Below are 25,219 nucleotides of genomic sequence, written 5' to 3' on the forward strand. Positions count from 1 at the left end.
TGGCCACTCATTTATAACCTTCAACCATGGCCCGGCCGAAGAGCAAAGACAAGAGGGACGCGCTGATGGCAGCGGCGACTCGCGTCATTGTCGCGCAGGGCCTCAGCGCGCCGACGGCGGTCATCGCGCGAGAAGCAGGCATCTCGAACGGCTCGCTGTTCACCTACTTCTCGACAAAAACCGAGCTCTTCAACCACCTCTACCTTGAGCTGAAAACCGGGATGGCCAACGCCTCGCTGGCCGGATTCTCGGCAGAGGCCCCGCCGCGCGAGCAGCTTTCTCGTATGTGGTCGAACTGGACGCGCTGGGCAACGTCGAACCCCGACGAGAGGCGGGCTCTCGCCCTGCTGGGCGTCTCCGACGACATCACCCAGGAGACCCGTACCGCCTCTCATCAGGCGATGGCAGAAGTCGCGGGAATTCTCGAACGGGTGCGCGCCCACGGGCCAATGCGGGACGCGTCGATGGATTTCACCGGCGCGATCATGGACTCACTCGCCGAAGCGACGATGGACTTCATGGTCAACGACCCCGACAACGCCGACGAACACCGCAGGATCGGGTTCGACGCCCTGTGCCGGATGTTGGGCTGCTGATTTTTTTTGAAGACAAATGACTGACTAGACAGACAATTAAGGAGGGCACATGACGAAGACAGAGCGCAAGGCGTACATCATCACCGGCCCGACCTCGGGCATCGGCCACCGCACGGCTCTCGAGCTGGCGAAGCACGGCACGGTCGTCCTGGTGGGCCGCGACCAAGGAAAGCTCGGCAAGGTGCGGGAGACGATCGAGCGCGCGGGCCGGCACGCGGTGGCGGTCGTGTGCGACCTGTCGGATCTCACGAGCGTACGGCGCGCGGCCGCGGAGATCATCGCGCTCGATCTTCCGATCGCGGGCCTGGTCAACAACGCGGGCATCCATGAGATGCGCGCCACGAAGAACGCTCAGGGCTGGGACACGACGTTCGCCACGAACCACCTCGGCCCGTTCGTGTTGACCGAGGCGCTCATGCCGCATCTCCCCGACGGCGCGAACGTGGTGTTCCTCTGCTCCGGCGTCGAAGATCCCGAGCGGAGACCCGCCGTGATCGCCGGGTTCCGAGGTGGTCGCTACATCTCCGCCGAGGCGAGCGCGCGGGGCGAATGGAAGCCCGGTGGTTCCACCCTTCCCGGCGGCGACGCCTACGCGACATCGAAGCAGAGCAACCTGGCGACGGTGATGGCGTTCGCGCGCGAGACTCCGCGACTGCGTTTCAACGCCGTCGAACCGGGCTTCAGTCCGGCCACGGGCCTCTCGCGCGACGCGAACGTCTTCCTGCGCCTGCTCGGGAAGTACGTCCTGGGGTCGCTCGCCCCGTTCATCAGGTACTGGAGCACTCCGGCGCGGGCCGCGAAGGTCACCACGAACGCCCTGCTGAACGAGTCGCGAGAGACCGGCGTCTACTACGACGAGCGGGGCAAGCCGATGCTCGGCTCGACGCAGGTGCGTGACCCGCGGTTTCAGGACCGCGTCGTCGCAGAGACGCGCGCTCTGCTCTCGACGGCGTTGACCTGAAGCCGGCGGGTCAGCTCGCCGTACCGTATGCGACGGCGAGTACCGCGAACAGGAACGCGGCGGTCGCCGCAGTCGATCGAAGCACGTCGATCCACGCCCAGCGGTCTATCACGGCCTTCCAGTCGGCCGGTGGAGCATCCACCCGCCAGTCGTTGACCTTGATGTTGATCGGCACCGTACCCAGGAACGACAACAGCAGGAACACCACCATCGCGATCACGGCCGCCCACCGCAGCGCCAGGCCGGGACCGGTGACGGTGGCCAGCCCGACCAGGGCGAGCGCCGCTGCCGGGAGCATCACGATCGGCACCATCACCCGCAGACGGCGTATGAGGGCTTGCCGCGCGAGCAGATGCGCACGGTCGTCCAGGCTGGACAGTACGGGATGGACGCCGTAGCGGACGATCAGCTCCTCACCCGCGAGAACGCCGAGCAGGAACAGGCCGCTGTACTGCACCACGCCACTGCTCATGCCGCACCGTCAGAGGTGAGCGGTTCGACGCGGCAGCTGTCCGGGGCCAGTTGTTTCCACTCCGCCACGGTCTCCGCGAACAGTTCGTCCGACGCCGTCACGAGTGCGCATCCGAAGAGGCGGTCGGATCCGGCGTCACATGCGCGACCGAATACAGCGTCGGGTGCGCGGACACCGCGTCCCAACCGCCGTCCACCCGCCCGGCGTCGTCGCTCCGGCCGGGGCCGGAGAAGTACTTGTCGAACGCGGCCTGCCAGTCCTCGACGCTGTCCCATCGGGCGATGTTGACCACGGGATATGGGGCGTCGGGGTCGAGGGACCGGTGCAGGCGGGTGCCGCGGAAGCCTGGGGCGTTCTTCGCCGCGGCGATGCTCGCCTCCCACCCGCCGACGAAGTCGTCGACCATCTCGGCGGGCATCGAGAAGAGGTTGATCAGGACGAGGGGTTCACTCACGAGACAACTCCAAAAGTCTTCGGCCGCGATTCTACTGACGCTGAAAGATTACGGTGACTGAACTTATAGCCGCAAGGCTGTAGCCGGAACTACTTTCGGCGACTGGAAGATTGCAGTCGCAGTAACTAAAGTTCGGGGCATGAGCTCAACCACCGTGGACTGGCAGGCGCCCGACAGGTCCGGCGTGGTGGAGGGGCTGCGGGAGCGTAAGAAGCGGCTCATGCGCCAGCAGCTGACCGACACCGCCACCGCGATGTTCCTGGAGCGCGGATTCGACGCGGTGCGCGTCACCGAGATCGCCGAGGCGTGCGGGGTGTCCGAGAAGACCGTCTTCAACTACTTCCCCAGCAAGGAGGCGTTGATCCTCGATCTCCCCGAAGCGACGATGGCCGCGCTGCGCACCGGGCTGGCACGAACCGACCGAACCCCCACCGACGCGGCGCTGGACATCCTGGCCGGCGAACTGGACGCCCTGGTGTCCTGGCTGGGCGGGCAACCAGACCTGGCTCAGGCCAGCGCGAGAATCCAGGATTTCAACGCGCTGATCCTTTCCACGCCTTCACTGCGCGCGTACCACCGGGAAATGACCGAGCAACTCGTCACGGTCGCGGCGGAGGCGCTGGCCGCCCGAACCGGGCGCGGCAGTGACGATCCGCTGTGCCAGATCGCCGCCACCGCTCTGCTCGGGCTCTGGCGCGTCCAGTTCAACGCGTTGCGCCGGAACCTCAACGGCGAACACCCGCCCGAAGAAGTCCGCCACGCCGTCATCGCCGACGTGCACAGCGCGGCCCGACTCATCGACACCGGACTGGCAGGGTTGGGCAATGCGACGGAGGGCGGCTCTGCCGTTCGTTCCCGGTAAGAATGGTCGCGTCCGTCAGCAGACCTTGATCGATATGGTCCTGGAGCGCCGCGTGCCCGGCCTGAGAAGCCAGAAGGTGGCCGTGTGGGTGCCGGGTTCGGTGAAACCTTCCCGGGTGACGACCTCGAAGGGCCCCTTGGGGCTGTAGCTGGTGGTCATGCCCATCTCACGACCGTCGAGCACCCAGCGGTGCCCTATCGGTTCGACGTCGTCGAGGATCCTCCCTCGGAACCGGACGCGGACGCCGCTCTCGTAGCAGGTTCCGCGCTTGCTGCCCTGCGCGACCAGGCTGCCGAACACGATGGCCTCCGGCGTCGAATTGGCCGGGGGCGGCGTGGACTCGGTGGGGGACCTTGTGGGATTCGTAGGAGAAGGCCTTGTGGGGGAACTCTTGGAAGACTTCTTGGGGGTACTCGTCGAGGGATCCTGTGCCTGTTTCCCCTGAGACTCGGAGGCTTCGGCGACCGGTGAGCTCGTGGCGCCGTCCGCGGCTCGGTTCGAGCCTCCCCCCGGAAGACCGAGCAGCAGGGTCACCGTGACGGTGACGGAGGTGACGACGACGGCGGTGCCGCCGACGAGCAGGCCGGTGCGCAGGGGCGTCGAACGGACCGTGGGCCTGGTGTCCGCGACCAGTTCGGAGGGGGCGATCGGCCGTACGCGCTGCTGCCCCAGCAGCTGGAGCAGCACGTCCTGCATAGTGGGGCGGCGGGACGGTTCCTTCGCCAGGCAGCTGGTGACGATGGAGCGCAGGGGTTCGGCCATGTCACCGAGGTCGGGGGCGGCGTACAGGATGCGCGAGATGACGGCGGGCAGGTGGTCGACGCCGAAGGGCGGGCGGCCGGTGGCGGCGTAGACCATCACCGAACCCCAGGCGAACACGTCGGTGGCGGGTCCGGTGTAGTGGCCGCCGAGTTGTTCCGGCGCCATGTAGGAGGGGGTGCCGACGATGCTGCTGGTGACGGTGAGGGATGCCTCGGTGTCGCGGGCGATGCCGAAATCGATGACGCGGGGCCCGTCCTTGGCGAGCAGCACGTTGGCCGGTTTGAAGTCGCGGTGCACGATTCCGGCCCGGTGAACGGCGGCGAGCGCCGTCGCGGTGGACACCGCCATCCGGTGGAGCGCGGGGCCGTGGTGCACGCCGGCCTGCTGCAGCGAGAGTCCTTCGACGAACTCAGTGACGATGTACGGCCGCCGGCCCTCGAAGGAGGCGTCAAGCACCTGGGCGACGCAGAACGGCTCGACCCGCCGGGCGGCGGCCACTTCCTTGGCGAACCGCTCGAGCACCTGGTCGGAGACCGCGTCATGCAGCACCTTGACCGCCACGTACCGCCCGTCCCTGGCCTGGCCCAGGTAAACGACACCCTGCCCGCCGGCTCCCAGGCGGCCAATCAGCCGATATGGGCCGATTGCTGGTGGGTCATCCGGATAGAGAGGCTCGGGCATGATCCAGGACCTTATTACAGGCTTTGTCAGACCGAAGGTCGTTCTAGGTGTTGGAGGAGGCTACTCAGCAGGAAAAGGGGCTGTGCCAGGCAGAGGTCGGAAGTGCGCTCGTGCTCGCCCAGTTCTCCCAGCCTGGACCGCCGGGTAGGCAGCACGCGAGCCTGTGGTGGTGAATGATGACGGGATGTCGAGCCCTCCGTTCGTCCAGAGTGACGGCAATTCCCGCGCCAAACGGCCATCGCAAGCGGATGAGCGTACGACGTTGGTGGCATTCCTGCGCTGGCATCGGGAAACCCTGACACACAAGTGCGCCGGCCTGGAGCCGAAGCAGCTCGCGGAGCGGGCAGTAGGCCGATCCGCGTTGTCGCTCCTGGGCCTCGTGCGGCACGCGGCCGAGTCCGAGCGCTTCTGGTTCCGCCGGGTGATGACTGGACAGGAGCTCCCACCCCTGTTCGCCCCCCACGACGCATTTGCTGTGGCGAACGCGGACGCGCAAATGGTTGCCGAGGCGTGGCAAGCGTGGCAGGCGGAGATCGCGTTCGCGGACCGTTTCGTCGACGCGGCGCCGGATCTCGAAGTCGCCGGGGATGAACCTGGAGAAGGACCCGTGTCATTGCGCTGGGTACTGATGCACATGGTCGAGGAGTACGCGCGACACAATGGCCACGCGGACCTGCTTCGGGAACAGATCGACGGAGCAGTAGGACTCTGACCGCGCCGCCACCTGCTGCCTTTCCCACTCACCACGACCACCGGCCACCAGGATCGGCCTTTTGGGGCGAGGCCCCTGGCTGGCCGACATCCCCGCCAGCCCGATGATCCAGGCGCACGCCGACCGGCTGGAGGAGGCGCGGAGAGGAAGTCCTGCACGGCCTGCTCAGGGACACGAAAGCTGCGTAGTCGCACGAGAGCCGGCGCGATCTGCTTGGTGGTGTTCGGCCGGGCATCAACCGCGGCGGCGACCGAGGCGTTCTCGACTCCTCAGGGTTTCTGCGCCGACCTGAAATTCTGCCGACGCTCGCGGACACGTAGAGAACGAAACCCAAAAGCGTTCGGAGGGTCGGATGAGGATGACGCGTGGATGAAACGAGTAGCCGGCACCGGTTCGAAGCCATGTACCGGCAAACGCATGAACAGATCCTTGGTTACGCCATGCGGCGATGTTCCAATCCCGAGGACGCGGCCGATGTCGTGGCCGAGACCTACGTGGTCGCGTGGCGGCGGATAACGGAACTTCCGCGTGGCGAGGCCGGCAGGCTCTGGCTGTACGGCGTGGCCCGGCGGGTCCTGGCCAATCACCGTCGTGGCGAACGGCGCAGAGCCACCCGGCACACCGAACTCACGGCCGAGGTTGAAGTCCTCTACGCCCTGCCCTCTCCTCAGACGGGGACTGACGAAGTGGGCGAGGCCATGAACATGCTCTCCGACGATGATCGCGAGCTGCTGGCCTTATCCGTCTGGGAGGAACTCGACCCCGCGGAGATCGCCGCAGTGCTGGGCTGCTCACGCAACGCCGCCCGCATACGCCTGCACCGGGCCCGCAAGCGCTTCGCCAAGGCGCTGGAGAAGACCCGCCCATCCATGCCCCGCCTCGAAGCGCGGCCCCTCATCGAGAAGGAGTCACGGTGAACAACGACCAGATCTTCAAGAACCGGGCCAGGGTGCTGGACGAGGACCTGGCCGGCCGCGCGTCCACCGCGGGGGCGGACGCGCTGCTGGCGGAGATCGTCCTGCTGGAGCAGGAGCCGGCCCGGCGGCGCCTCACGCCGTCACCCCGGCGCGCGTTGCTGGGCCTGGCCGCCGCGGTTGTCCTGGCTGGAGGCTTTGTCGTCGTGCCCTCCCTCTTCAAGGGGGCCGAGCAGGTGTACGCCAGCCAGGCCGTGACCATTGACCGCGACGGTGACTGGTACAACTTCTACATCACTGACGGCGATCCCGATCCAGCCGAGTTGGAGAAGGCCTTCCGAAAGGCCGGACTGGACAACATCACGGTCAAGCTGATCCCCGTCTCGCCGCAGCAGCGCGAGCCCGTCGTCGGGTTCGACAAGACCGATCCCGACGCCCGCATGTCGTCCACTCTGTCCAACTGTGGCGAGCGTGTCGAAGGGTGCCTGACGGCCTTCGGCGTCACCGCTGACATCAAGGGGTCCGCGGAGTTCCACCTAGGCCGCCCGGCGAAGCCCGGCGAGAAGTACGCCTACCCTGCCGATGCGAGCTGGCCAGGTGAAGCGCTGGCCGGAGTGAAGCTTCAGGGACGTTCAGTGGCCGAGGCGGTTCAGGTCGTACGCGAGCACGACCTGAAGGTGGCTTACGAGCTCGACTGGCCGCTCCGGGGCGGGGACAAGGGCGTCCGCTTCGAGCAGGGCGTGCCCGCTTCCCGTATCGATTCGAGTTGGAAAGTGGCGACAGCCGAAACCTACAACGACGGCGTGATCACGCTGCACGTCGAGCCAGGGGCAGGCGCGACTCCACCGCCCGGATTCTGAAGTTACGAACCGGTGAGCGCTCGCTAGTACGAAACGGCTGGTCACCCGCCACTCAACGCGAGCTGCGGTTGCGGCGGGTGGCGCCGGAGAAGCCGCGGTTGATGTAGATCCGGTCCTGGGATCCCCTAACGGACAGCGTCGGCGAAGTCGGAATGGAACGCTGCGGGAATGCCGAGCCCGCTGGTAAGAATCGCACCACACGGCCCTGAAGCCGAAGCAGCTCGCGGAGCGGGCGGTAGGTCGATCCGCGCTGTCGACCACCCCTCAACAAACGGTGTCGCGAGTGTCGATTTTCGAAGTCATCTGCACGGATGTCTGAAGTCCTGCGCACAGGGTGTCACACCAGGCGTAGAGGGTCGGCCCGCAGGTGCGCAATGTCCGGTAAATGTCCGGCGAGTGCCCTCGTCGACCCCTAGACGGGAATGCGACCCTTATTCAAGGGTGCCGCCTACCGACCCGAGTTGCTGATGCCCGGAGAGGGTAACAGGCTTCGCCCTCAGACACCCGGGCCTCGAGCGGCAGCCTCGATCGCGGCCGGGGAGAGTCGATGGTGACACCGCGTTTTCACGGATCGATCACACATTGACCTGCGACTCTGGGAGCAGACATGCAAATCCGGCGAACGATCACCTGCCTCGTAATGACGCTGATGGGCATCGCGATGATGACCCTACCTGCATCCTCGTCGGCGACTGCCACTCCGCGAGCGACCTCCTCCTCCATAGGGCAGTCAGCGATCATGGCGGACGGATGTAGTAACTACGTATGCATCGAAGCAGGGCCCAACAGCGCGACGACCGGCATGGTCAAGGCATCATGGCGCTGGAATTACTGCTGGATTCAGTCCCACTTCCATTTCTGGGGCCCTGGCTTCGATTTCAACACACCTGAATTGCCAAACTGTTCTGGTACACCGCCAACGGAAACTAAATGGTACGGACCATTTCAGCGAGGGACGTACTGCGTAGAAGGATGGTATAGAGACAATTTCGGCGTCTGGCACACCATAGGGCTCCCTTGCGTCACCATTTAGACCCCTGGATGCCGGGTCGTCGAGACCGGCTCGGCCTCGACGTAGCCGAAGCCTGGGAGTATGCGCACGCCCTCGTACTGCCAGGCTTCGGCAAGCGCCTGCTGAGTGCGCGCGACGATCTACCGGAGGTGGCAGACCGACGAGTGGTGATGAACTCGGCCAGGAAGCGAGCAAGGGGATCATTGATCGCTGATCTCGGGACAGCCCGGCGGCTCCACGATCTCAACGCCGAAGGGTGCCACAGTCCCTGCCTTCACATCAGGCATGTAGCCGCCGGACTCCACTGCTGACGGATCCGCGCTGGGCAGGAGCTCTTCCTCTTTCGGTATTTCCCCCAGGAACGGCATCTGCACAGCGAGGTTCTCGGCCTCGGCATCTGTGAGTGGCCGCACCTGGCAGCTTGGTGGAGCGGAGGTGCTGAGCGTCGGCACGGCCGCCAATGCCACCGTCAAAAGGAAGGCTATGCTCCGCCTCTTCACGCCCCATCACCCCAACTGCCCATCACCACCGCTTGGCAAGGTCAACAGCATGGAGCATCTTGATCACAAAGGGGAAAACCGACCACGTCCTCACCCACTCTCACCGATGCCGGTGGTCAGAGGGCAAGCGAGGCGTTGCTGGAGGGTGGCGTGCCGGAACTGGTACATCGCGCCCGCCTGCCGCAGCACGCCCAACCGATGGGCATCCGCCAGGAACGCCTGAAGCCGCCAGGGAAGCCGCCCGCTCACGGCGAAGCGCAGCCGAGCGAGCGAGTAGTACGGCCAGGAGGTAGCGGACAGGGCGATCAGCGCACCAGTCGGCCCGAAGATCGTCAACCAGTCGGTGAGCAGCATCCTGGTGATGTCCTGGGCGTCGAGGTGGGCGGCCATCGGAGTGGGCAGCAGGATCGTCGCGGCACCGTCCAGGTTGATCAGCAGCGAGCCCGCCAGCGCGGATCCGAGCCCAAGCGTTCTGTCGGTACGGATCGACCGGCGCGGGCTCGAGACCGGAGGGCCACCCGCCCGCTCGTACCACCAGGCCGCGGCGGCGAGCAGCCCCGTCACGGCGCCCGCGATCAGCGGCACCATGGCCACGCTCCTGGCGCAGGACGTACTGAGCTGGACTTCCGCACGGGCCTGAACGCAGTACACCGCCATCGAGCCAAGCTGGATGGCCACAGCCACAAGCACACCCGCGGAGACGAAGCGCGCACAGGCGCCACCCAGCCGCCGTCTCCACTCCCGGAAGGAGAAGCGCCCGCGCCGCGGCTCCGTCGGCATGACCGGAAGCCCGACGACCACCACGACGGGCAGCGCGAGGCCCACGTAGTAGGCCAGAATGCCCGTCTCGGAGAGGATCATCACGAGCGGCGACAGCCCCATGAACAGCAGGTGCTCCACCAACACAATGGCCACGGGCACCAGGGACGCGACGCCGACCGCCGGCAGCATCGTCCGCAGCGCCCCGGACCGCGACGGGCACCGCCGCGTGAACCACTCGGACGTGGTCAGCAGCGCCGGCAGGAACAGCACGGCCGCCAGCACCTTGGCCGCCGCGATGTGCCGCCAGTCATCGCCGTCGATGTCGGCGAATTGCCGACTCGTCCGCATCACCGTAGGCAGGATCGCCAGGCCGGTGATCGCGCCGGCCAGGGCCCGTACGGATAAGCGTGACCGGGTCAGCCGCGTCCAGTCGCGCAGGTGCCACCAGGCGAAGTCGGTCGTCCCGCGTTGCTGGAGCTGCTCGCTCAGGAAGCGCAGGTACCGTTCGGCGCGTTCGGGGTCACGATGGCGCATGCGCGGCGCCTGTGCGGCCGCCCGCTCGTACAGCGCGGGTACGAAGGCGTCGAGCAGATGTTCCTCAAGGGCCGCCGCGTCGGGGAACCGATCGCGGTCGAGGAGCGGGGCGGGGTCGTGGGCGTACAGGGACCGTACGAGGGCGACACCGAGCGGCCGGGCGAGCACGACGGCCAGCGGCTGCGCGGGATCGGCCCGCAACCGAACGGCGACGCGCCGCCACGCCTCCCGACCGGCCGGGTCGGCGTGCGTGAGCAGCCGGACAGCGTCGGTCACCGTCACCGGCGAGGGTACGAGCACAGCGGCACGCGGCAGCATCCCGCACCGAGCGGCGGCGGCCCTGAACTCGGCGGTACGGCAGGCGACAACGAGAGGTGCGCGCGGGTCGCCCGCCACGACCAGCGCCCGCAACACCGCCTCCAGGCGTGGCGCGGGCAACTCGTCGAGGCCATCGATGACGGGCACCACCCGGTACGCGGTCAGCAGATCCTCGGCGACCCGCGGCCCGAACCGCTCGATATCGGCCAGCAGGGGGTAGTCGCGCCGCAGCCGCCGGGCCAGCCATTCCACCGGCGTCTCGCTCTCGGGCCGGAAGCCGGTGGCGGACACCAGAACGGGCACCTGCGTCACCCGCTCATCGTCGAGCAGCGCCAAAGTGAGCTGCAGCGCGCAGGCGCTCTTCCCGGCACCCGCGTCACCGAGAAGGACCAGGCGCCGAGCCGGCGACCCCGCCCAGGCCGCCGCGACCGCCTCAGCGCCCTGGTACCTGACACCCTCCTGAGCTGAGCCGGCGTCCTCGCGGGCCGTCCAGACGATGGACAGCGGCCAGGGCTCGTACAGCCGACGCAGCGTCGCCTCAGCGCTCCACTGCTCTCGGACGAGGTACGCCAGCGCCTCGGCGGCGGCATCGAGCTGCGCGGCACTCGTCGCGACCGGCGCCACGGTCCGGCGCCACGCCCAGGGCGCCCCGATGGCCAGGACGGCCACGGCCAGCCCGAGCACCGCGACCACCCGCTCACCCGTGTCCGCGCCGAGCGTCACAGTAGCCAGCGCACCGGCGCCCGCGACGGCGGTCATTCCCAGCCACGTCACCGTCCACCGCACCCGGCGGCCACCGCGCAAGCCAGTTCCCATGCACCCACCCCTGCGGCACTGTAGGCAGGAGCGGCGATTACGTAAAGAGGTCGATCAGATACCATCCGCTATATTCGCCGATCACGCTGATCCTCTCCGTGGGCTTCACCGGACTGCTCGTCCAGGCGTACGCAACTGCTCCAGCGCGGTGGTTGGGGGCCGGAGCCGGGTTGATGTTCGTCACGCTCAGGTAGACCAGTCGAATAAGGGTCACGACCGAAAGCCGAGAAGAAGAGACGGCACCGTCACGGCGCGCACGTACCTGTGGTGGCAGAACGCGCCCGCCGCCCGCGAGGGCACCGGCACCACACCCGACCTCGACAGCTGCTCGACCGTCAGCGGCGCGGTCGGCCACACCCGTGCCCGCCACTGCGAGGTGCTTACAGCGGGCGGGTACATGGACTCCCCGCCCGAATCGCGCACCGGGACCTTCAGCGTCGCCGGCGACGTCCTGAACATCACGTGGAACATCGCCCAGACCTGGTCCGAACAGTGGTACCTGCGACCCAACAGCGACGGCACGCTCGTCCGGCTGGAAAGCAAGTACAACACCCTCGCCACCCACGCCTACGGCTACGGCAGCAACGCGGCGCTGTCCACGCGCCGGGCGATGAGCACCGTGCAGGCCTTCCCCGGGACGCTCAAGCAGGATCTCGCGTCCTGGACGAAGGAGAACGTGACCACCTCGACCGGGCAGGTGTTCACCAACACGGCCTATCGCACGTGCACGACGACGACCTGGTGCCTGACGTACGCCCAGCCGTCGTCGGCGGCTTCCACGGCTGGGTGGGCGCCGAGGCGTCCTTCTACCCTTCGGGCAGCGACCCGCGCTACTCCGACATGCTGAGTGTCTTCCGCCTCACTGACACCCGGTAGCGGCGAGAGACACCGAGTGGCCCTGCGGCGCTTGTAGGCATGATGGGACAGTTCATGATGCCTCAGACGGATGCGGTCTCCCAGACGAACCCGTCAGGGTCGGTGAAGGGCCCGGCGTCGCCGCCGATGGCGATCCGGTGCGATCCTGTGCCCTCCTGAGAGACACCGGCGTCCTTGGCGAGGGCGCGGCGCGGGTAGAGCGCCAGCGTGACGGCCGACGACGGGGTGTCGAACTCGACGTACTTGCCGCCGAAGCTCTTGGCCACCGCCAAGCCGCGGTCGACGTAGAAGCGCTTGCTCGCTTTGACGTCCGCCACGCCCAGCAGGAGCGCGACCTGATCGATGTCCCGGGTGGCAGGGCCGGTGTCCTTCTTCGCCGAGGACGCGATCTTGCAGATCGTCCCGTCCGGGGCGCGTACGACGCCGCCGTAGCCCCAGAACCCCTTCGTGGCCGGCTTCAGCGTCGTGGCGCCGACATCGAGGGCGGCGCCGACAAGGGCGTCGACGTTGCCCGGCTGGGCCACCACGAGGGACAGCGCGAAGCCACGGAAGCCGGTCGTCGGCGCGTCGGAGGCGCGCACGTTCACGAAGGCCCCCAAACCGAAGACTTGATAGAAGGCGTCCGCGGCCGTGGGGTCGGGAACTTCCAGGGTGACGGATTTGAACGAGGTCATGGCAGGTCCTTTGAGCGAGGTGGGGCCGATTGGCGACAGGCACAGGTCGGTGCTCACCGGTCCTGTAGGAGACCGAGGACGTTGCCGTCGGGGTCGATGACGGTGGCCACCCGGCGGCCGCCACCGACCTCGTGCGCGGCCTCCTTGACGGTGGCCCCCGCGGCGACCACCTCGGCCAGCTTCGCCTCGATGTCCGGCACGTGCCAGTAGGCCACCGGCGAGGTCATGTCCTGCGGTCCGCCGCCCGGCACCAGTCCGATGTGCTGGCCCTCGGCGTCGAAGCCGACGTAGTAGGACGAGTCGGTCTGCGGCGGGACGCCGAGCAGGGCGGCGTACACCGCCTTGGCCTTGGCCAGGTCGGACACGGGGTGCAGCACGGTCTTGATCATGGTCACTCCTGTAGTCGCGTGTAGGTATTCACAGCTTTTCTCCCGCCCTGGCTGGTCCGCATCCGTGGCGACCACGGGACCCATCACGGATCGACACCACGGATCGACGGCACGGATCGACGGCACGGATCGCGCGCGGTGGTCATTGCGGATGGGAGCGCGGAGGGGATGCGGCAAACTGGGGCGCTCGCCCAGCACCGGCGCCGCCGCCGACCTGGCGAGCGCTCGACGTGTGGTGGCGTGCAGGCAGCCCCGCCCGGTCGCTCCTCCGCCCGGCGGCGGCCGCCGTGGCGATGATCCACGGCCTCAGTGCCGAAGAAGACGCCCGACGTGAATGGGGAGATCCGCGGCAGCGCTGGCCGACCTCTGCCTTGCTCCGATGGCCCTGCCGCGGTTCAACCGTTCCTCCATCATGGAACGATGATCAGGATCTGGTGGGCTGTCGGCGTTCTCGGGGCGGTCGCGATAGCAGCCGGGGTAGTCGTCGGCCTCTATCCAAATCCTTGGGGCTTCGACGGTCACAGCGTCTTAACCTGCGGAAGCGCTTTTTTGAACGACGGCTACTCCGAAGAGTTCAATCCTCGATGTCCAACCCGACGGCTGCAGATGGGGATCATCGCAGCCTTCCTCATGGCTGGAGGCGCGGGTCTCATCTGGGTGAGCAACTCCGCGAGACGACGACGTACAAGATCCACTTCCCCTTAGCGACCGTCGCCATTTGGTCTCCCCGCTGATGCGGCCGGTTCTGCGGCCAAGAAGCTGATCGTAGGGGGGCGGGCGAGGGCAGCGGCCGGGTGTCGGGCCGCAGATGAGCCAGCCGCCGCGCAGTCAGGGTCCTCCAGGTAGTGGTCCAGGACCAGCCGTTCCCCGCCTTTGGCGGTCAGCCGTTCGTGCCGTGCGATCTCCGTGTTTCCGTCGTAGACGACCAGGTCGTTGGCGTACCAGACGGCCCGCACCCGGCGACCGACGAGATCCCTGAGTGGTACAGCGACCCTCCTTGCAACCGTGCGTACGATGGCGGTCCGCAGGGGCAGTGCTCTCATGAGCGGGTGGATGGTGAGGAGCGGTGACTGCCTGGGCTCAGGTGGCCGACACGCTCGATCAGGTGGCCACGCTCCTGGAGGAACGTCCCGGCCTGGACGCGGATGGTGCGATCCGTCTGGCCATCTGGGGTGACGCCGACGCCACGTATCCGGAGTGGCCGACCGACGAGAGCGACCTGTATGACGAGGTGTCCGGGGCGCTCGTGTCAGACCATGTGCTACATCCGATAGATCAGCGCTGGAGCCCGCCGCGATGTCGGCGGGCTCCGCCATGTTGTGAGCATGGTCGGCTTCGTCCGGCCGGTGGCCCGACCGTCAGCCGTAGTTCTGCATCCACGCCCTCACAGTATGGGACTTGCCCTGGAGCCAGATGGAAGTGCGGTAGACGGTACCGACCCTCGCAGAGGAGACGCGGTAGTACCTCTTCACGCCATCGCAGGCATAGGTACGAGGCTTACTCGCCCCGTAATAGACGCCCAAGCGCCTGCGCTCGAACCGCACCGTCGCCCGCGTGCCGTCACCCCCACTCCAGCACTGGACGACGGCTTGCAGGACGCGGGCCTTATTCTTCCGACCCGGACCTACCAGCCTTTTGCCCTTGGTCTTCCCGGACCAGAGAGTGAACCAGCGGGCGGCCGATGCTTCGGCGTTCGCACCGACCGAGGTCCTCGCTGGCGCGAGCGTGAGCTCGCTGGTGGAAGCCTGGGCCGCCGCTGGGGCGAGAAGACCTGTGGCGATCGCGCCGGCGACGATGGTGTACGTAAGCTTTCTCATCATGCTGCCTTCCCTTTCGTGGTCAAGCGCTCCACGGGAGAGTAGGCCGGTGCATGTTGAGTCGACGTTGAGGATCTGTTGAGGGCGCCGAGACGGGAGACTCAGAGCGGCAAGGAATCCAAGGTCAGCCCGGAGGAGAAAGGCAGTGCGCGCGGAACTGCGCGACATCGTCGCCGAGCGCACCGTGATGCTGGAACAGATTTCCGCAGAGTTCGCGAAGCTCAAACCCAAGCAGGCCGAGTTCGAGCGTGCCCGCACGGCCTACAACCGTCACGCCGCAGCGGCTGCGCGGCGAGCGGCGCGTAGCCCGTCGCGGTCCTCCGGCGTGGCGGGGGACGACGTGGCTGGCCCAGATGCACCATTCGACGCCTCGAAGTACGAGACCGACTACTTGCGAGAACCGGCCCGTCGCCGCGTCGTAGCCGACGTACCCGCCGGCGGCCTGCCCACTCAGCCATTCGGTGAAGTAGCGCGGGTGGCACCTGGTGCGCTCGGCGAACTCCTCGGGAGTCGCGGGCCCCTCGGCGAGGGCGCGATACAGGCCGAGTCGGTGACCGATCACGACGGAGCCCGCCGCCTCGGTCGCCCCCAGGTCGCTCACGGCCCTGCCCAGGAACTCCGTCACCTTGTTCTGGTCCATCTGTGGTCTCCTCCCCGCAAGAGGACCCGACAGGGGTGAGTCTGCCCTGCTCACAGGCTTGTTATCCGTGCGGGGCGGCTGGCCTGTCCAAGGTTGCGTGACAGGCCACTAGATCGCCCGGCCGGTCAGATCGCGGGTGAGTATTTCCATAAGGTGCCCGTCGGGGTCAGAGAAATAGACGCCGCGGCCGCCGGTGCGGGACCGGTAGATCTCACCCTCCTGTTGACGATGGGGATCGGCCCAGAAAGTGAGGCCGGCCGCACGAATCCGCTCGAACGTCGCGTCGAAGGTGTCCTCGGAGACCAGGAACGCGTAGTGCTGCATGGGGTTGTCGGCGAGATTCATGTAGTCGAGGGTGACGCCGTTGCTCAGGGTGAGCGGGGTGAACCGGGCGACGTCAGCGCTGATAGGTATGCCGAGGATGCCGCCGAGGAACCCGGCGGAAGCATGCCTGTCACGGGCGGGGACGATGGTGTGATTGAGCTGAATGGACATTTAACTTTCCTCTTTCGCGGTCTGTGCGTGGGTCGTCTGCTTGTGCTCGGTGGGTTGCCGTACGGGGATGAGGAGGTAGATGAGCACGGCCATGGCCGCGAGTAAGCCGGTGGCCCAGGCGGTCGCGGTCGAGTACCCGTGGACGAGCGCTGCTCGATGCAGGCTCGGGGCGGTGCGGTGTGTGGCGAGGTAGGTGGCGGTGGCGGTGACCGCGAGCGTGTTCAGGATGGCTGTGCCGATGGAGCTGCCGACCTGGGTGGCGGCGTTGATCACGGCGGAGGCGACGCCCGCGTCTTGTTGGGTGACGCCGTGGATGGCGAGCTGGAAGGCCGGCGGGAACAGCGCGCCCATGCCGGTCCCGATCAGTACCTGGGCGGGCAGGATGGTCGCAAGGTACCCGCTGTCGGGGGTGAGCTGGGTGATGAAGGCCAGCCCGGACGCGGCGACCAGCAGCCCGCCGGCGATCAGGATCCGAGGCGACAGACGCGCCATCAGCCGGTTGCCCAGCTGGTAGCCGCTGAGCGCGTTCGCCAGCGTCATCGGCAGCACGGCCAGCCCGGTGCGGACAGGCGAGTAGTGCAGGACCACCTGCAGGTGGAAGGTCAGGATGAGGAACATGCCGAACGCCCCGACGACCGCGGTGGCGACGGCGAGATATGCGCTGGCGCGGCCGCGGTCGGCGAGGATGCGCAGCGGGAGCAGGGGGTCCGGAATCCGTGCCTGCCGCAGGGCGAACACGGCCACCATGGCCAGTCCGCCCAGCAGCGCGCCGAACACGCTCGGCTGCGCCCAGCCACCCGCGGCGGCCTGGCTGCATCCAAACACCACGGCGGCGAGCCCACCGGTGACCAGCACGGCCGAGGCCGCGTCAAGGCCGGCAGCACCGAATCTGGGTGGATCGGGCAGCACCAAGCGGCCGACGACCAGCACCGCACCGCTGATGGCCACGTTGACGAACAAGCACCATCGCCAGTCGAGATAGGCGGTGAGGACGCCGCCCGCCAGCAGCCCGGCCGCCGCGCCACTGCTGGCCACCGCCCCGTAGATGGCGAACGCCCGGGTACGCTCCCGCTGGTCGGTGAAGGTGACCGCGAGCAGCGACAGCACAGTCGGCGCGATCAGCGCGGCGAACGCCCCTTGCAGGGCACGCCCGGCGACCAGGACCGGCAGCGTGGGCGCCAGCCCGGCGAGCAGCGAGGCAAGCCCGAATCCGGCGAGCCCGATCTGGAAGGATCGGCGCCGGCCGACGGCATCGGCCACCCGTCCGCCGAACAAAAGCAGGCCGGCGAAGCACACGGTGTAGGCGGTCACCACCCACTGCCGCTGCGCGTCGCTGAACTGCAGAGCCCGCTGGGCTGAGGGCAGCGCGATGTTCACGATCGTGGCGTCCAGCGCGGTCATCAGCTGTGCGGAGGCGATCACGGCCAGCGCGAACCAGCGACGCTCCGGCCGTCCTCGCGGCCGGGTTTCACCCGTAGGACGTGCGTCGGTCATCGCATCCTCCTCTCATAAACGAAGGGATATCCTCCGGCTACCATAACCGGAGGACATCCCTTCGTCTACTGATAGAGTGAGGCGGAGCCAGGAGGGAGAGCGCGGATGCGAGCCGATGCACGCCGCAACCACGAGCGACTGCTGGAGGCGGCGCGGGACGTGTTCGTGGAGCAGGGCCCGGGCGCGTCGCTGGAGGAGATCGCCCGACGCGCCGAGGTGGGGATCGCCACGCTGTATCGGCGCTTCACAGATCGCGGCACACTCATGCACGCCGTCGTCCTCCACGCGTTGACCGGCACCATCGAAGCCGTGCGGCGAGCCCGACACGACCATCCAGACCCGCTCGACGCGCTGGCCGCCTACGTCCACGCCGTCTTGGACCTACGGACCTCGGCGGTGATCCCGACGCTGTTGGTCGCGCTCGACATGGACGAGCCACAACTCAAGGCCGCCAGCACCACCTCGGCGCGACTCGTCGAGGAACTGCTGGAGGAAGCCCACAAAACCGGCAAGCTCCGCACAGACGTGGTTTTCGGCGACATCGGACTGCTGCTCACCCGACTGTCCCGGCCACTGCCCGGACCGATCCCCGATGAGACCCAAAAAGCCCTCGCCCACCGGCACGCCAACCTCTTCCTCGCCGGCCTACGCGCCGACCCGACCGCGCCACCCCTCGGCGACCCCGCCCTGACGCTGACCGACCTGCAACAACTCCAGCACGACACCCGATGAGTCACATGTCACTGATGGCCGGACACCTGTTCTCCTCTCTCCAACCGCCCCCGACGGCGCATTCGCCGCGGCATCTCCAGCCCTCCACGTGCTCGAACAGGCCCCGCGAAGTGGCGGGGGGCCTTCCCGGTCAGCGGATCTTCACGACGATCTCGCGAGTCCGGGTGACGCCGGCCGCGTTCTCCAACTCGGCGCGGTAGGTGTGCTCGCCGGCGGCCCGGCCGGTCAGTGCGGTGGACACGTGCTGGGCAGCGGGGGTCGCCGCGGTCAGCGTCCGGGTGTCGATGAGCACGCCGTCTTCGTACAACCGGTAGGCCGTGCCGTTGGTCCCCCACCACAGGTCGAAGGAGACGGTGTACGAGCCGTTCTTGTCCCAGTTGTCGTGGGAAAGCACGCCAACGCCGGGTTCGGCGTCGGTGACGCGGACGGTCAGCGGCTTGGTCGTGCTCTGCCCGTTCCGGTTGATCAGGACGGCCGTGTACTCGTAGTCACCGTTCGGGCGCCCGGTGACCGGGACGGAGACGTGCTGGGCGTTCGGGGTGTCGTCGGTCAGGTCGCGGGTCGCGATGAGTTCGCCGTTCTCGTAGAGCTTGACCCGGGTGGCGTTCGGGCCCCACCACAAGCTCATCGTGACGGTGTGGTTGCCATCCGCGAGCCCGTCGGCCCAGCCGCTGTCGCTCGACAGGACACCCTGGCCGGGTGGCTCGGTGGTGGTCCCGACGGGGACCGCGGGCTCCAGGGCGGCGACGGCGTTCGCGAGGCCGCCGGCCGCCGCGTCGACGGCCTGCTGGGTCGGTTCGGCCCCGTCGGCGACCAGCGCGGAGGTGGACGTGCGTGCGTTGGTGAGCGTCGCCCAGCTCTCCGGCGTCCAGTCGTCCTTCGCGAGTCCGTCGGTCTCGGCCAGGTAGAGCCGCACGGCCGTGGTGTCCACGATCGTCCGCACGAGCTGGACCTCCGCGAGGTTGGTGTTGCCCGACGGCGCCAGGACGCGCACGGCCCCGTAGGTCACCGGCCGGTCGAGGGTGATCTCGTTCCAGGCGGTGCTGGTCACGGTGCCGGCGGTGGCGAAGGTCTGCCAGGTCTGCCCGCCGTCGCCGGAGCCCTGGAACTGGACGCCACTCGCCCGGGAGGCGAACCCGTCCCTGGGCAGGAATCGCACGGTCTTCACCGTGAAGGTGGCGCCGTCGTCCGGGACCACGCTGACCCACCCGGAGGACTGGGTCGTGTCGGTGAAAGTCGTGACGTTGCCGTCGAACATCGACCAGCCGTTGGCGGCGGCGTCCTTGCGCCCGTCCCAGGACGGGCTGCTGGCGGTGACCCACGGCTGCTGGACCTTGGCGACCCCGACCGGGGCGGGCTCCAGCAGTTCCCAGGCGTCGAGGAGGCGGACGGCCAGCGCCCGGGTGTCCGCGCCCTGTTCCAGCGCCAGGGCCCGCACAGCGGCGGCCTCACGGGTGAACAGGATCGCGGATGCGCGGGAGTACGGGGCGAAGTCGACGGCATCGGCCAGGTCCAGGACGGTGTCCAGGCCCACCTCGGAGCGCTCGCCATCGATGCGGAAGTCGGCGAGGGTCCAGATGCCCGGGTAGGCGGGGTCGGACGGCACGCCGGGTTCGTCGACCTGCAGTTTGAGATACCGGTAGGCGGTGTCCCGCAGGTCGGCGCGGACCGGGACCCGCTCGATGCCGACGTCGTCGCCGGCGTTCGGGTGCTCCGTGAGCAGGGTCCAGGTCTGACCGTCGACGGAGCCGTAGACGTTGGTGCCCTCGGCACGGTTGGGGAAGGTGTCCCGGGCGAGGAACCCGAACCCGTCGGCGCGGAGCCGGTAGCCGACGCCGAAGTCGAGCACGATGCTCTGCACGCGCTGGTCGCCCCAGGTGGTCTGGTTGTCGCCGTCGGTCAGGGCGACGAGGGTCGGGGTGGACAGCGGGGAGGTGACGATCCTGGAGAAGTCGAGCGTTTTGTCTTCCAGCCGCGGGTTGAGCAGTGCGAGACCGTCGACGGCGACGCGCAGGTTCTCGAGCAGGGTCGCGAACTCGGCGGAGCCGGCGTCGGCGACCGCGGCCAGAGCGGCGTCCCGAGCGGCGGCGACGTCGGTCCACGTGGCCGTCGTGTACGTCTCGGGCGCTTTGAGCCCGTCGAGGCTCGCCTCGACGGCCGCCGCCCGGTCTTTGGCGACCGTGACGGTGATCGGCAGCGCGGTGTCGGTCTCCCCGACGGAGGCGACGACAAGGAACGTGTGGTTTCCGGTGTCGCCGGCGGAAGGGGTCCAGGTGAGCTTTCCGTCGCTGGACAGGGTGGCCGACGACGGCGAGCCCTGCATACGGAACGTGATCGGGCTGCCGCCTGTTGCCGACAGCATGCGGGTGAACGGCTCGCCGGCCACGGCCACGGCGGCCAAGGAGTCGCCGGCGGCGAAGACGGCCGGGGTCAGCGTCCCGTTCGCCTGAGCGAGCACTCCCGCGACGTCGACGTGCCCGTTGCCACCGGTGGCGCGCAGGAACACGATGTTGTCGCCCACCGGGGAGATGGGGTGCCTGGCCTGGTCGATGTCGAGCGTGACGTAGCGCCACTTCCCCCCGGTGTCGGGGAGCTGGACGGTCGCGTGCGTCTGGACGCCCGGCGTGGGCCGGACCTCGAGGGTCGCGGCCGCATCGGTGCGGACCTTGAACCCGATGAGCGCGGTTCCGACGCGGCCAGGCCACACGGCCCGGCGCACCGCGAGCCGCCCCTCGTCGGCGGCGTCGAGGCGCACGTACCGGATGCCGTCCTCGTCGGCGCCCGGCTGCGCGCCGTCGCCGACGGCGTGGCCGAACTGGGCGACATCGAGCTCGGGACCGTCCTGAAGCGGTGGCACCGAGTCGCTGGAACCGGCGAGCTCAGGCGGGAACGCCACCCAGTACTCGGCGGCGTTGAAGTCCGAGCCACGCAGGTTCCAGAAGTTCGCCACCCCGGTGCCGTTGTAGTAGAGCGGGCCGTCGCGGTGCGCGAAGACCTCGGCGACGTGCGGCGCCTTGGCCTTGACATCGACGCCGGCGACATAGGTGTACTGGTAGTACAGCTCGCTGACCGAGTCGATCAGCCGCCCGCGGTAGGCCTGGGAGAGCTTGCCGGATCCGCCGGAGGTGTCGACGTAGGGCACGTCCTCGCCGAGCATGAACGCGTAGAAGACGTCGCCGCCGGCCAGGGTCCGGTTGCCGAGGAACTCGTACGGGCTGACGGCGTTCCCGGCGGTGGACACGGTGCCGGCCACCGGGTCGAGCCGGGTGCCCTGGTTGTTCACGATCCGTGCGAGCGTCGTCAGGATGTCGACGTCGCCCTGCGCGTGCGCCTGGTCGCGCCCCATCTCCATGTGCTGGACGAAATCGTGTCCGTACGGGTTGATTTTGTCCTCGGCGGAGATGACGCGGAAGAGCGAGGCGAGGGACCCGTTGACGTCGCCGCCGTTGATCGTGTGCTCGCTGGTGTAGGTCGAGTTGACGGTGTACCACTCGACGCGCTCGGCGTACAGGTCGGCGTCATCCAGGAAGATGGCGGCCGCGATCATGCCGACCACGCCGTACAGGTGCTGGTTCCACAGCCGGTTCTGGGAGTACAGGAACGTGTTCAGGACCGGGTGGATCAGGTTGTCCTTGATCCGCTGCTGGTCGCGGTCGGTCCAGCGCAGGTCGTACCCGTCGAGGGTGTCGTTGACCGGGGTGGTGGACCGGATGATCTCGGCGGCCACGAGCATCTTGTACAGCGGATCGCCGGTGTGGATGTGCGCGTCGGCGAAGTAGCGGTACTTGGCCGGGTCCAGGCTGCTCCACGTGCGGATGACGTGCAGTGCGTTGGCCCGGTACACCTCCTCGCCGGTCACGACGTACCGCAGCGCCTGCGTCAGCGCGCCCACGCCGTCGTTGAGCGCGCGGGAGCGCATCGAGACGGCGTTGTAGGCGTCGCTGAGCGGCTGCTCGTCCGACGTGCCCGCGTTCTGCGCCTTGAAAGTCCTTGAGGCGAACCCGGTCTGGATCATCGCGTCGTAGTAGCCGGCCCACGGCTTGGTGCCCGCGAGCACCTGGGTCCGCATGTTCTCCAGGTTGCCGGCGGTCAGTCCGACGCCTGGGTGGACGAACCCGGCGTCGCTCGTCGTCTCGACGATCTTGGGTAACGCCGTCCCGGTGACCTCGGCGGCCGCCGCGTCGGCCGGCACGGTGAGTGTGGTGCTCAGTGCGACCACGACCACGCTGGCCGCGGCCCTGCGCCGCCAGCGTCGTAGCCGGTCGAGTCTCGTGGTGATCATCGTTGGTCTCCTCTCGTGGGACGCCGCCGGCCGTCGGCCGCGCTGTCCCCCTGCTCAAAAACGAAGGCCTCTGGTCGCCTTCATCACGAAGGGCCCAGCCGGTCGGCGACCTGGACGCGCAGGAGCCGGGCGGACAGCGGTGCCGGCAGCTTGACCTCGACCGCGGTGCCGCCGTCGATGACCGCGGCGGACTCGCCGCCCCACGTCGGGTACAGGACCTGCACGCCCCCGGTGGCGACCATCCCGGGTAGCCGCAGGTGCACGCTGTCCCCGCCTCGGGTCTCACGGCCCTCGTCGTCACGGCGCCAGATCGCCAGGTACAGGTCTCCGCCGTCGCGTGCGCCGAGTGCGACCCACGGGTCGCGCCAGCCGGGCAGGCCGAGGGGCCATACGGGCACGGATCTCGCCGCGGCGTGGCGGACGGCGCGGTGGACGGCCAGCGCCTCGCGGACGGCGGCCTGCTGCCCGGGGCGCAGGGTGTCGATCCGCCCGGCCAGATGGACCCGCGATAGCAGGGCGGTCACCAGGGAGAACGCCGTCTCCTCAAGAGTCATCGTCCCGTCGAGGGACGCCCACACACCGGCCTGCTCGGGCGGGATCGCCAGGGGCGCGGCGACCGCGATGGGGGGTGTGAGCCGGAAGTCCTGCTGGTCGGTAAGCGACTGGATCGGGAACACGGCCCCGGTCGCGGCGTCGGTGCGTGAGCCTCCGGCGGCACAGCCCTCGACGACCAGGCCCGGGTGCCGGTCCATGACCGCGCCGACCCAGTCGAGCAGGGCGCGGTCGTGGCCGAGCAACCCGTTGCCCAGCGGCTCGCCGCGCCCGGCGTCGGTCCCCGGGCCGATGTCGACGTTGTAGTCGAGCTTGAGGTAGGCCAGGCCGAACTCTCCCACGAGGCGGTCGACGACCGCGTCCAGGTGGCCGCGGGCCGCTGGGTGGCGCAGGTCGAGCTGGTGGCGGCCCCACTCGGTGACCCGGTGCCCGCGCCGCTGGAAGAAGGCCTCGGCGGGCAGGCTCCGGGCGACTGGGCTGCGCACGCCGACGACCTCGGGCTCGAGCCACAGCCCCGGCTTCATCCCCAGGTCGCGGATCCGGTCGAGCACGGCCCCGAGCCCTCCGCCAGGGAACCGGTTGACGGAGGGCTCCCAGGCGCCAACGGAGTCCCACCACCCGCCGCGCTCGTCGTCGTACCAGCCGGCGTCCATGACGTAGTACTCGGCGCCCAGGTCGGCGGCGGCCTCGACCAGGGGCAGGACCCGCTCGGTCGTCGAGTCGGACATCAGGCCGTTCAGGAAGTCGTTGTAGACGACGGGCAACCGGTCGTGGTCGGGGTGCGGGCGGCGGACGCGACGGCGGTGCGTGGTCAATGCGGCGGCGACCGCGCCAAGGATGGTCTCGCGCCCGTCCGGGTGCCCGGGCACGACGGCGAGGCTGACCGGCACGGTCCGCACCTGCGTTCCGGGTCCCACGGCGCCGGCCCACTGGTGCTCCAGGGCCGTCGGTCCGGTGGCGAGCAGGTAGACGTCGTCGTACCGGTCGCCGAGCTCGGCGTGCCAGGCGCCGTTGGTCTCGACCTGCCAGGCGAGCATCCGTCCTGTGCGGGTGTCCTCGACGATGCCCTGGGCGAGGTACTCGGACGTGGACCAGGCGCCGGTGGAGGTCAGGCTGACGCGGTTCTTGGATCCGACCTGGCCGTGGCGCACCATGCCGACATCGATCAGCCCGCGCTCGGCGAGCGTGGCGCAGTGCCAGCGGAACTCGCCGCTCCAGGGGTTGGCCGCCGCCCAGAGCACGAGCTCCTCCTCCCAGCGGGCGCCATGACCGAGGCCCGAGAGTACGCCGGTGGTCGCGTGGTCGAGGACCGCCGGGCGGACCGCGGTGACCGTCGCCGACGACCGCACCACCGGCACGCCGTCGTGCACCTCGTACGTGACGCGGGCGCGCAGCCCGGCCTCCTCCTCGGCGAGGTCGAGCTCCAGACATGTGCGGTCGCCGTCGCGCCGCTCGCGGTGGCCGGTGAGGCGCAGCCGCTGGGCGGCCGCGCCGTCGACGTGTCGCTTGCCGGACGTCCCGGACCGGCCCTCGCCCAGGACCGCCGTCTCCAGCACCGGCAGTGCCGAACGACGCAACGCCATCAGGTCCGGCCCGCCTTCGGCGGCGTGCCAGAGGGCCACGAGCCGGGGGGCGGTGTCCGGCCCGTGAGCGATCACGAGCCGGAGGACGTCGTTGCCCCACTCGAGGTGCTGCTCGTCCTCCTCGGGCAGCCCAGGCAGCATGACGGTCACGCGACCACTCCGGTGACCGGGTCGATCGTCCACTCGTCGCGCCACCCGAGCGCGGTCGCCACGGCGGCGATCCCTGTCGTCACGGAGCGGGTGCGCTTGATCCTCATCAGCTCTCTCTTTCGAGACGGCCTGTGCACGCTCCCGAATCATCTCGACGGGAAATCGTTATCCCCGGGCGCGTGGACACATCCCCGCACGGTCGGCCCGGCGAGGAATCGTACTGACATCCCGCACCAACTGACCCACCTCTGAGCCCCTGTTTGGGATATCGTTATCCTACATACGCCCAACATCTTGACAAGAGCCCGTAGCCGATTCG

22 protein-coding genes are annotated in these 25,219 nt (G+C 68.6%); 8 read left to right on the forward strand and 14 right to left on the reverse strand.

What is annotated here, in order from left to right; all coding sequences use genetic code 11:
• Nucleotides 1-26: 26 nt before the first annotated feature.
• Nucleotides 27-596 carry a TetR/AcrR family transcriptional regulator gene (locus tag ACIBO2_RS24820; protein WP_397299551.1) on the forward strand — a complete coding sequence of 190 codons (570 nt, stop codon included), beginning with the start codon at nucleotides 27-29 and terminating at the stop codon, nucleotides 594-596.
• Nucleotides 597-645: 49 nt separating this feature from the next.
• Nucleotides 646-1,557: an SDR family NAD(P)-dependent oxidoreductase gene (locus ACIBO2_RS24825; protein WP_397299554.1), complete on the forward strand. Its 912-nt coding sequence runs from the start codon at nucleotides 646-648 to the stop codon at nucleotides 1,555-1,557.
• Between the two features lie 10 nt (nucleotides 1,558-1,567).
• Here the strand turns inward: ACIBO2_RS24825 and ACIBO2_RS24830 are convergent, their stop codons facing one another.
• Nucleotides 1,568-2,029, reverse strand: a complete 462-nt coding sequence (locus ACIBO2_RS24830) for an anthrone oxygenase family protein (protein ID WP_397299557.1) — start codon at nucleotides 2,027-2,029, stop codon at nucleotides 1,568-1,570.
• A gap of 97 nt (nucleotides 2,030-2,126) precedes the next feature.
• Nucleotides 2,127-2,483, reverse strand: a complete 357-nt coding sequence (locus ACIBO2_RS24835; protein ID WP_358545453.1) for an antibiotic biosynthesis monooxygenase family protein — start codon at nucleotides 2,481-2,483, stop codon at nucleotides 2,127-2,129.
• 139 nt (nucleotides 2,484-2,622) lie between these two features.
• On the opposite strand from ACIBO2_RS24835, the gene ACIBO2_RS24840 reads away from it, so the two are divergent.
• Nucleotides 2,623-3,345: a TetR family transcriptional regulator gene (locus tag ACIBO2_RS24840; protein ID WP_358545454.1), complete on the forward strand. Its 723-nt coding sequence runs from the start codon at nucleotides 2,623-2,625 to the stop codon at nucleotides 3,343-3,345.
• 15 nt (nucleotides 3,346-3,360) lie between these two features.
• Here the strand turns inward: ACIBO2_RS24840 and ACIBO2_RS24845 are convergent, their stop codons facing one another.
• A complete protein-coding gene (locus ACIBO2_RS24845) occupies nucleotides 3,361-4,788 on the reverse strand; it encodes a serine/threonine-protein kinase (RefSeq protein ID WP_358545456.1) in 1,428 nt (475 codons plus the stop codon).
• 169 nt (nucleotides 4,789-4,957) lie between these two features.
• Between ACIBO2_RS24845 and ACIBO2_RS24850 the strand changes: the two genes are divergently transcribed.
• From ACIBO2_RS24850 to ACIBO2_RS24860, 3 genes are all read left to right on the forward strand, one after another.
• A complete protein-coding gene (locus ACIBO2_RS24850; protein WP_397299562.1) occupies nucleotides 4,958-5,500 on the forward strand; it encodes a DinB family protein in 543 nt (180 codons plus the stop codon).
• A 401-nt stretch (nucleotides 5,501-5,901) separates the two neighbouring features.
• Nucleotides 5,902-6,417 carry an RNA polymerase sigma factor gene (locus ACIBO2_RS24855; RefSeq protein WP_397299899.1) on the forward strand — a complete coding sequence of 172 codons (516 nt, stop codon included), beginning with the start codon at nucleotides 5,902-5,904 and terminating at the stop codon, nucleotides 6,415-6,417.
• Nucleotides 6,414-7,274, forward strand: a complete 861-nt coding sequence (locus ACIBO2_RS24860) for a hypothetical protein (RefSeq protein ID WP_358545459.1) — start codon at nucleotides 6,414-6,416, stop codon at nucleotides 7,272-7,274. The genes ACIBO2_RS24855 and ACIBO2_RS24860 overlap by 4 nt, the downstream gene beginning before the upstream one ends.
• A gap of 1,212 nt (nucleotides 7,275-8,486) precedes the next feature.
• Here ACIBO2_RS24860 and ACIBO2_RS24865 read toward each other — a convergent pair.
• The 3 genes from ACIBO2_RS24865 to ACIBO2_RS24875 form a co-directional block, all read right to left on the reverse strand.
• Nucleotides 8,487-8,786: a hypothetical protein gene (locus ACIBO2_RS24865; protein ID WP_397299564.1), complete on the reverse strand. Its 300-nt coding sequence runs from the start codon at nucleotides 8,784-8,786 to the stop codon at nucleotides 8,487-8,489.
• A gap of 90 nt (nucleotides 8,787-8,876) precedes the next feature.
• Nucleotides 8,877-11,216, reverse strand: a complete 2,340-nt coding sequence (locus tag ACIBO2_RS24870; protein WP_397299566.1) for an NACHT domain-containing protein — start codon at nucleotides 11,214-11,216, stop codon at nucleotides 8,877-8,879.
• A 210-nt stretch (nucleotides 11,217-11,426) separates the two neighbouring features.
• Nucleotides 11,427-11,615, reverse strand: coding sequence for a hypothetical protein (locus tag ACIBO2_RS24875; protein ID WP_397299569.1), 189 nt, complete (start codon nucleotides 11,613-11,615; stop codon nucleotides 11,427-11,429).
• Here ACIBO2_RS24875 and ACIBO2_RS24880 point away from each other — a divergent pair.
• Entirely contained in the window at nucleotides 11,614-12,063 is a 450-nt protein-coding gene (locus ACIBO2_RS24880; protein ID WP_397299572.1) for a hypothetical protein, read from the forward strand. The two genes, ACIBO2_RS24875 and ACIBO2_RS24880, sit on opposite strands and share 2 nt — an antisense overlap.
• Nucleotides 12,064-12,154: 91 nt before the next feature.
• On the opposite strand, the gene ACIBO2_RS24885 is transcribed toward ACIBO2_RS24880, so the two are convergent.
• From ACIBO2_RS24885 to ACIBO2_RS24910, 6 genes are all read right to left on the reverse strand, one after another.
• Nucleotides 12,155-12,766, reverse strand: a complete 612-nt coding sequence (locus tag ACIBO2_RS24885) for a glyoxalase (protein WP_397299574.1) — start codon at nucleotides 12,764-12,766, stop codon at nucleotides 12,155-12,157.
• A gap of 53 nt (nucleotides 12,767-12,819) precedes the next feature.
• Nucleotides 12,820-13,155, reverse strand: coding sequence for a VOC family protein (locus ACIBO2_RS24890; RefSeq protein ID WP_397299577.1), 336 nt, complete (start codon nucleotides 13,153-13,155; stop codon nucleotides 12,820-12,822).
• Nucleotides 13,156-14,513: 1,358 nt separating this feature from the next.
• Nucleotides 14,514-14,975 carry a hypothetical protein gene (locus tag ACIBO2_RS24895; RefSeq protein WP_358545470.1) on the reverse strand — a complete coding sequence of 154 codons (462 nt, stop codon included), beginning with the start codon at nucleotides 14,973-14,975 and terminating at the stop codon, nucleotides 14,514-14,516.
• A gap of 121 nt (nucleotides 14,976-15,096) precedes the next feature.
• Entirely contained in the window at nucleotides 15,097-15,612 is a 516-nt protein-coding gene (locus ACIBO2_RS24900; protein ID WP_397299580.1) for a hypothetical protein, read from the reverse strand.
• Between the two features lie 108 nt (nucleotides 15,613-15,720).
• Nucleotides 15,721-16,107 (reverse strand): VOC family protein, encoded by a 387-nt coding sequence (locus ACIBO2_RS24905; protein ID WP_397299583.1) that lies wholly within the window; start codon nucleotides 16,105-16,107, stop codon nucleotides 15,721-15,723.
• Nucleotides 16,108-17,601: an MFS transporter gene (locus ACIBO2_RS24910; RefSeq protein WP_358545476.1), complete on the reverse strand. Its 1,494-nt coding sequence runs from the start codon at nucleotides 17,599-17,601 to the stop codon at nucleotides 16,108-16,110.
• 105 nt (nucleotides 17,602-17,706) lie between these two features.
• Here ACIBO2_RS24910 and ACIBO2_RS24915 point away from each other — a divergent pair, with 105 nt between their 5' ends.
• A complete protein-coding gene (locus ACIBO2_RS24915) occupies nucleotides 17,707-18,333 on the forward strand; it encodes a TetR/AcrR family transcriptional regulator (RefSeq protein ID WP_397299586.1) in 627 nt (208 codons plus the stop codon).
• A 130-nt stretch (nucleotides 18,334-18,463) separates the two neighbouring features.
• On the opposite strand, the gene ACIBO2_RS24920 is transcribed toward ACIBO2_RS24915, so the two are convergent.
• Both ACIBO2_RS24920 and ACIBO2_RS24925 read right to left on the reverse strand, forming a co-directional pair.
• A complete protein-coding gene (locus ACIBO2_RS24920; protein WP_397299589.1) occupies nucleotides 18,464-22,615 on the reverse strand; it encodes a discoidin domain-containing protein in 4,152 nt (1,383 codons plus the stop codon).
• A gap of 83 nt (nucleotides 22,616-22,698) precedes the next feature.
• Nucleotides 22,699-24,891 carry a glycoside hydrolase family 36 protein gene (locus ACIBO2_RS24925; RefSeq protein ID WP_397299902.1) on the reverse strand — a complete coding sequence of 731 codons (2,193 nt, stop codon included), beginning with the start codon at nucleotides 24,889-24,891 and terminating at the stop codon, nucleotides 22,699-22,701.
• Nucleotides 24,892-25,219 lie beyond the last annotated feature (328 nt).

It is taken from the genome of Nonomuraea sp. NPDC050022, from assembly GCF_044460705.1.
In the GTDB taxonomy this organism is placed as follows: Bacteria; Actinomycetota; Actinomycetes; order Streptosporangiales; family Streptosporangiaceae; genus Nonomuraea.

Excerpts from the sequence above, each read along its gene's own strand:
- ACIBO2_RS24925 (WP_397299902.1), bottom strand. The coding sequence starts at position 24,891 with ATGCTGCCTGGGCTGCCCGAGGAGGACGAGCAGCACCTCGAGTGGGGC.
- ACIBO2_RS24905 (WP_397299583.1), bottom strand. The coding sequence starts at position 16,107 with ATGTCCATTCAGCTCAATCACACCATCGTCCCCGCCCGTGACAGGCAT.
- ACIBO2_RS24885 (WP_397299574.1), bottom strand. The coding sequence starts at position 12,766 with ATGACCTCGTTCAAATCCGTCACCCTGGAAGTTCCCGACCCCACGGCC.
- ACIBO2_RS24915 (WP_397299586.1), top strand. The coding sequence starts at position 17,707 with ATGCGAGCCGATGCACGCCGCAACCACGAGCGACTGCTGGAGGCGGCG.
- ACIBO2_RS24870 (WP_397299566.1), bottom strand. The coding sequence starts at position 11,216 with ATGGGAACTGGCTTGCGCGGTGGCCGCCGGGTGCGGTGGACGGTGACG.
- ACIBO2_RS24895 (WP_358545470.1), bottom strand. The coding sequence starts at position 14,975 with ATGATGAGAAAGCTTACGTACACCATCGTCGCCGGCGCGATCGCCACA.
- ACIBO2_RS24920 (WP_397299589.1), bottom strand. The coding sequence starts at position 22,615 with ATGATCACCACGAGACTCGACCGGCTACGACGCTGGCGGCGCAGGGCC.
- ACIBO2_RS24830 (WP_397299557.1), bottom strand. The coding sequence starts at position 2,029 with ATGAGCAGTGGCGTGGTGCAGTACAGCGGCCTGTTCCTGCTCGGCGTT.
- ACIBO2_RS24825 (WP_397299554.1), top strand. The coding sequence starts at position 646 with ATGACGAAGACAGAGCGCAAGGCGTACATCATCACCGGCCCGACCTCG.
- ACIBO2_RS24875 (WP_397299569.1), bottom strand. The coding sequence starts at position 11,615 with ATGTACCCGCCCGCTGTAAGCACCTCGCAGTGGCGGGCACGGGTGTGG.
- ACIBO2_RS24890 (WP_397299577.1), bottom strand. The coding sequence starts at position 13,155 with ATGATCAAGACCGTGCTGCACCCCGTGTCCGACCTGGCCAAGGCCAAG.
- ACIBO2_RS24910 (WP_358545476.1), bottom strand. The coding sequence starts at position 17,601 with ATGACCGACGCACGTCCTACGGGTGAAACCCGGCCGCGAGGACGGCCG.
- ACIBO2_RS24820 (WP_397299551.1), top strand. The coding sequence starts at position 27 with ATGGCCCGGCCGAAGAGCAAAGACAAGAGGGACGCGCTGATGGCAGCG.
- ACIBO2_RS24840 (WP_358545454.1), top strand. The coding sequence starts at position 2,623 with ATGAGCTCAACCACCGTGGACTGGCAGGCGCCCGACAGGTCCGGCGTG.
- ACIBO2_RS24900 (WP_397299580.1), bottom strand. The coding sequence starts at position 15,612 with ATGGACCAGAACAAGGTGACGGAGTTCCTGGGCAGGGCCGTGAGCGAC.
- ACIBO2_RS24845 (WP_358545456.1), bottom strand. The coding sequence starts at position 4,788 with ATGCCCGAGCCTCTCTATCCGGATGACCCACCAGCAATCGGCCCATAT.
- ACIBO2_RS24880 (WP_397299572.1), top strand. The coding sequence starts at position 11,614 with ATGGACTCCCCGCCCGAATCGCGCACCGGGACCTTCAGCGTCGCCGGC.
- ACIBO2_RS24855 (WP_397299899.1), top strand. The coding sequence starts at position 5,902 with ATGTACCGGCAAACGCATGAACAGATCCTTGGTTACGCCATGCGGCGA.